This is a genomic window from Variovorax sp. 679 (assembly GCF_003952185.1).
Lineage (GTDB): Bacteria > Pseudomonadota > Gammaproteobacteria > Burkholderiales > Burkholderiaceae_C > Variovorax.
In genome coordinates this window covers 215,781-226,797 of record NZ_RXFS01000002.1, presented here as the reverse complement: position 1 = coordinate 226,797, position 11,017 = coordinate 215,781, and the positions used below count along the sequence as shown (strand labels likewise).

Genomic DNA, 11,017 nt, shown 5'->3' with positions numbered 1-11,017 from the left:
CTGCGGGTCGCCTGAATGAAACAAGCCCCGCTTCGGCGGGGCTTTTTCTTTTTCAGAGCGGTGGCTGGTTGGGCTGCAGGTACTCCCGGCCCGCGAGCACCATCGTCGCGCCAGCCGGGCCGCCGACCGCGTGCGGCAGCGCAGTCAGCAGCGAGTTCGCGAAGTCGCCGCGGTACAGCTTGGCGCCCTGGTGCGACAGGTTGGAGTTGGCGTCGATGTAGATCGATTCGCCCAGCCCCGACCACAACCGGCAGAAGCCGTAGTCTTCCGACAGGTAGCGGCGGGTGACGGGGTCGACCATCACGTCGAAGAAGCGGTAGTGCAGCCCCTGGTCTGCCTCGCCGATGCTGTCGGGCACGTAGTTGAGATCGGGGTAGCTCGCCATGAGCCGCTCGAACACGGCGCGCCTGATCACCATGAAGCCGGTCGGCGCCTCGGTCATCTTCATGAAGCCGTCGGGCTGCACATCGAGCTCGACCCGCGACGTGGTCTCCGATGCCTTGGCGTTGACCGTGTAGCGCGTGAAGGTGGCCTCGAACAGCTGCTGCGTGGTGCCTTCGGCCACGCCGCCGTCGGGCCAGTTGTCGCGCTTGAGCGGATAGACGCCGGCCGCGACGTCGTAGCCCGACAGCAGCAGGCGAAAGGCCGCCTGCGCCGAGAAGCCGATGTCGGCATCGATCCAGAACAGGTGCGTCCACTGCGGGTTGGCGAGGAACTGGGCCACGCAGTTGTTCCGCGCGCGCGTGACCAGGCTCTCGCCCTGGTGCATCAGCACCTGCATCCGCATGCCGGCGCGCTCGGCCTGCACGGTGAAGTTCAGCATCGAGGTGACGTAGTTCTGGAAGAACTTGCCGTCGTGACTCGGCGTCACGATCACGGGGAAGAATTGCCGGAGTTCGGACGGGTCAAGCATGTCGGGTTCCGTGCGCCTAGCGGGCGGGGCGCTGCATCAGGTCGAGCAGCAGGTTGTTGTAGACCCCGGTGGCCGCGGCGTTGCCGGGGAGGTAGCGGTCGATCAGGGTGCGTTGGCGTGAGCGGTAGTTTGCCGCGTTGGCGTCGTGCGTGTCGATGGCCTCGAGCACGCGGGCGCTGCCGCCGGCCACATCGTTGCCCTGGTAGTAGTAGCCGAGGTCCGCGCACAGGTGCGCGTTGTGCACCAGCGGGTAGCCCTGCCAGCAGGTCTCCAGGTAGAAGTAGTTCAGCGGGTTCTCCCACTGGTGGGAGACCACGATGTCGGTGTTCTGCGCCAGGAACACCGGCGTTTCGTGCCGGCCCAGGAACACCGCCTTGTGCTCGCGGACCAGGTCCAGCTGGTTCATCAGCGTGATGAACTCCATGTTCTCCCTGGCCAGCCGCTCGGCATTGGTGACCTGCAGCAGTGCGATGGCCTCGGGGCGCGACCGGTAGGCCAGCTCGGCGATCAGCACCGGATAGAGGCAGAACTTCACCACGTTGATGTTCGGCTCCATCACGCTGAGCCGGCGCGCTCCTGCGTGCGGCTGGTAGACGCCGGCACCGGGCAGGGCGCGCGTGCGCTCGTCGAGGAACACCGGGCTCCAGACGAAGGGCACGGCGCGCGCCTCGGCGCGGCGCAGCACCTCGAAGTAGGGCTGGCTGATGTTCGCCACCTGCGGAACCATCCAGATGTCGTCGTAGCGCTGGTTCACGAACAGGTTCTGGCCCCAGAGCGGCTTGCTGAACAGCATCGACTCCATGGCGTGCACGTATTCGAAGCCGCAGCAGTACGACACCAGCCGGGCGCCGCGGCGCTTCAGGTAGTCGGTCTGCGCCGGATCGATCTGGCCGCCGAGTTCGATCAGCACGTCGACGCTGTCCTTGGCCGCCTCGAAGTTCACCGTAGGCCACCGGGTCAGGTCCCATGGCAGGGCGGGCGTGATCGGAACGGTCGTGGTGTTTACCAGTACGACCGAGGCAACGCCGGGACAGTGTTTCAACGCCTCCGCCAGGAACACGGCGTTCTGCTTGATGCCGTTGTTCCAAAGGGTTTCGGCCTCGTGGTGAAGGCCGATGGTGATTCCGATTCGGAGCCTGGGGGCGTTGGACATCGAATTGTTTCTTAAATGTTAATTACCGAGGGTGAGCTATTTGCGTGAGAAAAATCACGGGATTTGATTTTTGAGTTGTGATTAATTTCACAGTCTTAAATGTCGGCGTGATTTTTTTGGCAAAAGTGAATGACTGCGCGATGCCGGACAAATGCTTGCCAGAAGGCATTGTGATGGGTGGAGTTCGCTGCAGATGAGGCAACTTGAAGGCATGCCGGATCTTAGTTGGAACCCCGTTTCAAGGGCTTCTCGAGGTTTCAGATTTCGAAAAGAAGACACCTTTTTGAAAATTTTGTGAACTAAATCATCAGAGGCGGTTTTGCAGATTGCTGCAGTGCATCTGAAATGTAAACAACTCCGTACATTCCAGCATTCCTGTAATTGAGTGCCAATGAGACCGGCGCTCCAGCGATGGACCCTGACGTGGGACGCATCGCATTTTTGTCGATACGAACCAGTCCATCCACCCACCGCGAGCCGAATAGCAAATGAACAAGTCCTACAGAAGCATATGGAACGAATCCCTGGGAGCGTGGGTGGCCGCCTCGGAGATCACTTCTGCGCGCGGCAAGCGAAGCGGATCGAGCGTGACTGCCGTGGCGGCGGCGATCGGTCTGGTGATTGCCTCCGTGGGGTTCGCTCCGCAGGCGCGAGCAACCGTGATCGGGCCGACAACGGGTTGCACGACCGGCAGCGGCACCGGGCCTGACGGCACGACCAGCTATGGGGCAACCGCCAATCCCATCGACGGTTCGGGCGTCTGGTCGAACGTTGCCGGCTGTTCCGCGAATGGCGGCAATTTCCTGGGTGTAACGCTGTTCGGCTCCTTCACCACCGCCCAGGGCGCTGGCGCCACGGCGATCGGCATGGGGTCGGTGGCCAACAAGCTGGCCACCGCGCTGGGCCATCAGGCACAGGCCACCGGCATCACGAGCGTTGCGGTCGGTTTCAATGCCCGTGGTGTCGGCGACAGCAGCGTGGCCATGGGCAACGCTGCCAGCGCACAGGGCGTCAACGCGATCGCCATCGGCACGAGCGCCAACGCCGCCAGCCTTGGCTCCAGCAACCTGGCGATCGGCTGGGGCGCCAACGCGACCGGCACCGCTGCCAATCTGGGCGATTCGACTGCGATCGGCACGAGCGCCAAGGCCACCGGCCAGGACTCGACAGCCGTCGGCGGCCAGACCACCGCCAGCGGCAAGAACACGCTGGCCATCGGCAACAACGGCACGGCGGCCAGCGCGGACGGCGCGACGGCCTTCGGCGTGAGCGCGGTTGCGTCCGGCAAGAACTCCCTGGCGGCCGGCAATGGCACCCTGGCGTCGAACACGGGCTCGATCGCCGTCGGCAGCAACCTGAGCGGCGTCGCCAATTCGGCGGCCGTCGACGGCATCGCGATCGGCGGGCAATCGTCGGTGGTGGCTGCCGCCACCTCGGGCATCGCCGTCGGGCGCGGCGCCGTGGTCAACGGCGCCTTCGGCATCGCCCAGGGCGATGGCGTGACCAGCGGCGCCACGGGCCAGAACGTGGCGATCGGCTCGGGCGGCACCACCGCGAACAGCAGCACCGCCGCCGGCGGCGCGGTCGCGATCGGCCGCGGCCAGAAGGCCACCGGCAACGGCGCAGTGGCAATCGGCGATCCGAACACCTCCACCGGCACCGGCGCGGTCACCGTGGGCGCCGACAACACGGCCAACGGGACCGGCGCCGTCGCGCTCGGCAATTTCAACAATGCGATCGGCAATGCGGCCGTCGCGCTCGGCAATGCTTCCAATGCAACCGCCAGCGGCGCGGTGGCGATCGGTAGCGCGGCGAACGCCTATGCCTCCGATGCAGTGGCCATCGGCACGGGCGCACGGGCCAACACCTTCGGCACTGCCGTCGGCATCAGCTCCAACGCCTTCGGCCTCAGCTCCTCCGCCTATGGCCAGGCGGCGAGCGCGCAGGGCCTGAACTCGACGGCCGTGGGCTTCAAGAGCACGGCATCGGGTTCATCAAGCACCGCGTTCGGCGAGAGCTCCAACGCGTCCGGCGACTTCTCGCTGGCGATGGGCAACAGCGCCAACGCCGTCGGCACGAACAGCGTGGCGGCCGGTGCCGCCGCACAGGCCAACCAGAGCTCGGGAACCGCCGTTGGTACCTTCGCCCAGGCGACCGGCGCTTCGTCGACAGCTCTGGGTGCGGCCTCCAATGCGGTCGGCGACAGGAGCGTTGCAGTCGGCCGTTCCGCCGTTGCCAACAATACCGGCGGCATTGCCATCGGCAATACCGCCAATGCCGTGGCTGCGAATGCCGTGGCCGTCGGCGTCACCGCCATCGCCACCGGCGCCGATTCGCTCGCGCTGGGCACCAGCGCACGCGCGGCTGCCGACAGTTCCATCGCCATCGGCAAGAACGCCGTCATCGGCTCCTCCACCGATGTCAACACGATCGCCATCGGCACGAACGCGAACAGCTGGGGCGGAAGCATCGCCCTGGGTACTGGCGCATCGGCCGACCAGATCGGCGTCGCGGCCCAGAACGCCGGCATCGCGATCGGCGGAAACGCCGCGACCGATGACCGGACGACCCGCAGCATCGCCATCGGCAATGGCGCAACGGTCAAGCCGCCGGGCGCGACGGTGGTCGATGCCGCGATCGCACTGGGCGCCAACGCGCTCGGCGCAGCCTCGAACACGGTAGCCATAGGCACGTTGACCAATGCGGCGTATGCCAATAGCGTCGCGATCGGCGCGGGCAGCGTGACCGGCGCGGCGGCGCCGACCGGCACGGGCTTCCTCACCGGAACGGCCGCGCCCGCGTCCGAAGTGTCGGTGGGCTCGTCTTCGGCCCTGCGTCGAATCACGAACGTGGCCGATGGCTCCGCCCTCCAGGACGCCGTGACGGTGGCTCAGCTGAGCACCGGCATGAGCACCACGGCGAGCAGCATCGGCAGTCTGTCGACCGGTCTGAGCACGACCAACAGCAACGTTGCCAGCCTGTCGACCTCGACCTCCACCGGCCTGAGCACCGCGACCAGCCGCATCAACAGCCTGTCGACGGGCCTGAGCACCACCAACAGCAGTGTCGCCAGCCTGTCGACCTCCACGTCGACCGGCCTGAGCACGGCAACCAGCAGCATCGGCAGCCTGTCCACCGGCCTGAGCACGACCAACAGCGCTGTCACGAGCCTTTCGACCTCGACGTCCACCGGGCTGAGCACGGCGACCAGCAGCATCGGCAGCTTGTCCACCGGCCTGAGCACCACCAACAGCGCTGTCACGAGCCTGTCGACCTCCACCTCGACCGGCATCGGCAGCCTGTCGACCGGCCTGAGCACGGCGACGAGCAGCATCGGCAGCCTGTCCACCGGCCTGAGCACGACCAACAGTGCTGTCAGCAGCCTCTCGACCGGTCTCAGCACCTCGGCAAGCGGTATCGCCAGCCTGTCGTCGGGCCTGAGCACGACGAACAGCGCCGTCGCGAGCCTGTCGACCTCCACCTCGACCGGCATCGGCAGCCTGTCGACGGGCCTGAGCACGACCAACAGCGCCGTCACCAGCCTTTCGACTTCGACTTCCACGGGCCTGAGCACCGCGACCAGCCGGATCAACAGCCTGTCGACCGGTCTGAGCACCGCGACGAGCAGCATCGGCAGCCTGTCCACCGGCCTGAGCACGACCAACAGCGCCGTCGCGAGCCTGTCGACCTCCACCTCGACCGGCATCAGCAGCCTGTCGACCGGTCTGAGCACGGCGACGAGCAGCATCGGCAGCTTGTCGACCGGCCTGAGCACGACGAACAGCGCTGTCACGAGCCTGTCGACTTCCACCTCGACCGGCATCAGCAGCCTGTCGACCGGCCTGAGCACAGCGACGAGCAGCATCGGCAGCCTGTCTACCGGCCTGAGCACCACGAACAGCGCCGTTGCCAGCCTGTCGACCTCCACCTCGACCGGCATCACCAGCCTGTCGACCGGCTTGAGCACGACCAACAGCGCAGTTGCCAGCCTGTCGACTTCCACGTCGACCGGCATCACCAGCCTGTCCACCGGCCTGAGCACTACCAACAGCGCAGTTGCCAGCCTGTCGACCTCCACGTCGACTGGCATCACCAGCCTGTCGACCGGCTTGAGCACGACCAACAGCGCAGTGGCCAGCCTGTCGACTTCCACGTCGACCGGCATCACCAGCCTGTCCACCGGCCTGAGCACGACCAACAGCGCAGTGGCCAGCCTGTCGACTTCCACGTCGACCGGCATCACCAGCCTGTCCACCGGCTTGAGCACGACCAACAGCGCAGTGGCCAGCCTGTCGACTTCCACGTCGACCGGCATCACCAGCCTGTCCACCGGCCTGAGCACCACCAACAGCGCAGTTGCCAGCCTGTCGACTTCCACGTCGACTGGCATCACTAGCCTGTCCACCGGCTTGAGCACGACCAACAGCGCAGTGGCCAGCCTGTCGACCTCCACGTCGACTGGCATCACCAGCCTGTCCACCGGCCTGAGCACGACCAACAGCGCCGTCGCCAGCCTGTCGACCTCCACGTCGACTGGCATCACCAGCCTGTCCACCGGCCTGAGCACGACCAACAGCGCTGTCACCAGCCTGTCGACTTCCACCTCGACCGGTATCGGCAGCCTGTCCACCGGCTTGAGCACGACCAACAGCGCGGTGGCCAGCCTGTCGACTTCCACGTCGACCGGCCTGAGCACCGCGACGAGCAGCATCGGCAGCCTGTCCACTGGCCTGAGCACCACGAACAGCGCCGTTTCCAGCCTGTCGACTTCGACCTCGACTGGCCTGAGCACCGCGACCAGCAGCATCGGCAGCCTGTCGACGGGCTTGAGCACGACGAACAGCAACGTCGCCAGCCTCTCGACCTCGACCTCGACCGGCATCAACAGCCTGTCCACCGGCCTGAGCTCGACGAACAGCAGTGTCGCGAGCCTGTCGACCTCGACTTCCACGGGCCTGAGCACCGCGACCAGCGGCATCGGCAGCCTCTCCACCGGCCTGAGCACGACCAACAGCAACCTCAGCACCCTGAGCTCGTCGGTCAGCTCGATCTACAACACCGGCACGAAGTACTTCCACGCCAACAGCACCGGCGCGGACAGCCAGGCCATCGGCGCCAACAGCGTGGCCATCGGCCAGAACGCGATTGCCACCGGCGACAACAGCGTGGCGCTCGGCGCGAATTCATCGGCCAGCCGCACTGCGGCGGCGATGACGAACTACGACGCCTTCGGCCTGACGAGCAAGCAGACCGCCGCTGGCGAGCTGGCCGTCGGCAACCGCGTGATCACGGGCGTGGCGCCCGGCACCGCGGACCAGGACGCGGTCAACGTGCTGCAGGTGAAGACCGTCACCGACTCGCTGTCGACGGGCCTGAGCACGACGAACAGCAACGTCGCGAGCCTTTCGACCTCCACCTCGACCGGCATCGGCAGCCTGTCCACCGGCCTGAGCACGACCAACAGCACCGTTGCCAGCCTCTCGACGAACCTCAGCACCTCGACGAGCGCCATCAACAGCCTGTCGACGGGCATCAGCACGACGAACAGCAGCATCGCCAGCCTGTCGACTTCCACGTCTACCGGCCTGAGCACCGCGACGAGCAGCATCGGCAGCCTGTCCACCGGCCTGAGCACGACCAACAGCAACGTCGCAAGCCTGTCGACTTCCACGTCTACCGGCCTGAGCACGGCAACGAGCAGCATCGGCAGCCTGTCGACCGGCCTGAGCACCACCAACAGCAACGTCGCGAGCCTGTCGACCTCGACCTCCACCGGCCTGAGCACCGCGACGAGCAGCATCGGCAGCCTGTCTACCGGCCTGAGCACGACCAACAGCAGCGTCGCAAGCCTGTCGACTTCCACGTCTACCGGCCTGAGCACGGCAACGAGCAGCATCGGCAGCCTGTCTACCGGCCTGAGCACGACCAACAGCAACGTCGCGAGCCTGTCGACCTCGACCTCCACCGGCCTGAGCACCGCGACGAGCAGCATCGGCAGCCTGTCGACCGGCCTGAGCACGACGAACAGCAACGTCGCGAGCCTGTCGACGTCGACTTCCACCGGCCTGAGCACGGCAACCAGCAGCATCGACAGCCTGTCCACGTCGACCTCGACCGGGCTGAGCACGGCCACGAGCAGCATCGGCAGCCTGTCGACCGGCCTGAGCACGACCAACAGCAATGTTGCAAGCCTGTCGACTTCCACCTCGACCGGCATCGGCAGCCTGTCGACCGGCCTGAGCACGACGAACAGCAGTGTTGCAAGCTTGTCGACTTCGACCTCCACGGGCCTGAGCACGGCGACGAGCAGCATCGGCAGCCTGTCCACCGGCCTGAGCACCACCAACAGCAACGTCGCGAGCCTGTCGACCTCGACCTCGACGGGCCTGAGCACCGCGACGAGCAGCATCGACAGCCTGTCGACGTCGACCTCGACCGGGCTGAGCACCGCGACCAGCAGCATCGGCAGCCTGTCGACGGGCTTGAGCACGACGAACAGCAACGTTGCCAGCCTGTCGACTTCCACGTCGACCGGGCTGAGCACGGCGACGAGCAGCATCGGCAGCCTGTCGACCGGCCTGAGCACGACCAACAGCAACGTTGCGAGCCTGTCCACCGGCCTGAGCACGACCGCCAGCAGCATCGACAGCCTGTCCACGTCGACCTCGACGGGCCTGAGCACCGCGACCAGCAGCATCAACAGCCTGTCGACCGGCCTGAGCACCACCAACAGCAACGTCGCCAGCCTGTCCACCTCCACGTCGACCGGCATCAACAGCCTGTCCACCGGCCTGAGCACGACGAACAGCAGTGTGGCGAGCTTGTCGACTTCCACGTCTACCGGCCTGAGCACGGCAACCAGCAGCATCGACAGCCTGTCTACCTCGACCTCGACCGGCCTGAGCACGGCGACGAGCAGCATCAACAGCCTGTCGACCGGTCTCAGCACCACGAACAGCAGCGTCGCGAGCCTGTCGACCTCCACCTCGACCGGCATCAGCAGCCTGTCGACGGGGCTGAGCACGACGAACAGCAGTGTGGCGAGCCTGTCGACTTCCACGTCGACCGGTCTGAGCACGGCCACGAGCAGCATCGACAGCCTGTCCACGTCGACCTCGACGGGCCTGAGCACGGCGACCAGCAGCATCAGCAGCCTGTCGACTGGCCTCAGCACGACGAACAGCAGTGTGGCGAGCCTGTCGACCTCCACGTCGACCGGCCTGAGCACGGCCACGAGCAGCATCGACAGCCTGTCCACGTCGACCTCGACGGGCCTGAGCACCGCGACCAGCAGCATCAACAGCCTGTCGACCGGTCTCAGCACCACGAACAGCAACGTCGCGAGCCTGTCGACCTCCACCTCCACGGCGCTGAGCACGGCCACGAGCAGCATCGACAGCCTGTCCACGTCGACCTCGACGGGCCTGAGCACTGCGACGAGCAGCATCAACAGCCTGTCGACTTCCACCTCCACCGGCATCAGCAGCCTCTCCACCGGCCTGAGCACGGTGTCGAGCACGGTCGACAGCCTGTCCACCGGCCTGAGCACCACGACGAGCAACATCGGCAGCCTGTCGACGGGCTTGAGCACGACCAACAGCAGCCTGGCGAGCCTGTCGACCTCGACCTCGACCGGCCTGAGCACGGCCACGAGCAGCATCGACAGCCTGTCCACGTCGACCTCGTCGGGCCTGAGCACGGCGACCAGCGGCATCAACAGCCTGTCGACCGGCCTCAGCACGACGAACAGCAGTGTGGCGAGCCTGTCGACCTCCACGTCGAGCGGCCTGAGCACGGCGTTCAGCGGCATCGGCAGCCTCTCGACCGGCCTGAGCACGACCAACGTCAACCTCAACAGCCTGAGCACGACGGTCAACAACATCTACGACACCGGCACCAAGTACTTCCACGCCAAGTCGACGGCGGCCGACTCGGTGGCCAGCGGCCAGGAAGCCGTGGCGATCGGACCTCAGTCGGTGGCCAGCGGCGCCAATTCCTTCGCGGCCGGCAACGGTGCGAAGGCCACGGCCGACGGCGCGGTGGCGGTGGGCTTCGGCGCACAGGCCACGGGTGCGAATGCGATCGCCATCGGCACCGGGGCACTGGCCACGGGCTCGCAGGCCATCGGTGCCAATGCCCGCGCGGGCGGCGGCGGCGTGGCCCTGGGCGACAACGCGGATGCCGGCGGCACGCCGCTGAGCCAGGCGCAGAACGTCTCCAAGGGCACGGCCATCGGCTTCGGCGCGATCGTGCAGCAAAGCGGCGGCGTCGCGCTGGGCTCGGGCTCGGTGGCATCCACCGCGGCGGGCGTGGCCGGCTACGTGCCGGGCGGCGCGAACGCGCAGCAGGAGGCCGCGATCAAGGCGACCACCAGCACGCAGGCCGCCGTGTCGGTGGGCGATGCGGCCAACGGCCAGTTCCGCCAGATCACCGGCGTGGCCGCAGGCACGGCGGACAGCGACGCAACCAACGTGGCGCAGCTGAAGGCGGCCTCGGCGGCATCGAAGGCCAGCAGCGTGCAGTACGTGACCAACCCGGACGGCACGGTCAACTACAACCAGATCACGCTGGGCAATGGCCAGGCGCCGGGCGGCACGCGCATCAGCAACGTGGCGGCGGGCATCCTGCCGGGCGATGCGGTCAACGTGCAGCAGCTCAACCAGGTGCAGGGCCAGTTGGGCGACGTGGCGCGCATCGCCTACTCGGGCACGGCCATGGCCTTCGCGATGTCGGGCACCTACCTGCCGACGCTGTACCCCGGCGAGAAGACCGTGGGCGTGGGCTTCGGCAGCTACAAGGGCTACAGCGCCGTGGCGCTGACCTTCAAGGCGCTGTCCGACGACGGCAAGATGTCCTGGGGCGCGGGTCTGTCGACCACGGGCAAGGAGTGGGGCATCAACGCCGGCATCGGCTGGAAGTGGAAATAAGGAAATAAGCCACTGAAAGGCCGC

3 protein-coding genes are annotated in these 11,017 nt (G+C 66.7%); 1 reads left to right on the top strand and 2 read right to left on the bottom strand.

Features of this window, described 5'->3' with window-relative positions:
• Nucleotides 1–52: 52 nt before the first annotated feature.
• A complete protein-coding gene (locus EJO71_RS05015) occupies nt 53–913 on the bottom strand; it encodes a hypothetical protein (RefSeq protein ID WP_125947852.1) in 861 nt (286 codons plus the stop codon).
• A 16-nt stretch (nt 914–929) separates the two neighbouring features.
• The gene (locus EJO71_RS05010; RefSeq protein ID WP_125947853.1) at nt 930–2,066 is read right to left on the bottom strand and encodes a DUF2827 domain-containing protein; all 1,137 of its coding nucleotides are present in this window, start codon (nt 2,064–2,066) and stop codon (nt 930–932) included.
• A 488-nt stretch (nt 2,067–2,554) separates the two neighbouring features.
• Here EJO71_RS05010 and EJO71_RS05005 point away from each other — a divergent pair, with 488 nt between their 5' ends.
• Nucleotides 2,555–10,993, top strand: coding sequence for an ESPR-type extended signal peptide-containing protein (locus tag EJO71_RS05005; RefSeq protein ID WP_125947854.1), 8,439 nt, complete (start codon nt 2,555–2,557; stop codon nt 10,991–10,993).
• The last annotated feature ends 24 nt before the right edge of the window (nt 10,994–11,017 follow it).

Coding starts and splice junctions, on each gene's coding strand:
- EJO71_RS05015 (WP_125947852.1), bottom strand. CDS start 913: ATGCTTGACCCGTCCGAACTCCGGCAATTCTTCCCCGTGATCGTGACG.
- EJO71_RS05005 (WP_125947854.1), top strand. CDS start 2,555: ATGAACAAGTCCTACAGAAGCATATGGAACGAATCCCTGGGAGCGTGG.
- EJO71_RS05010 (WP_125947853.1), bottom strand. CDS start 2,066: ATGTCCAACGCCCCCAGGCTCCGAATCGGAATCACCATCGGCCTTCAC.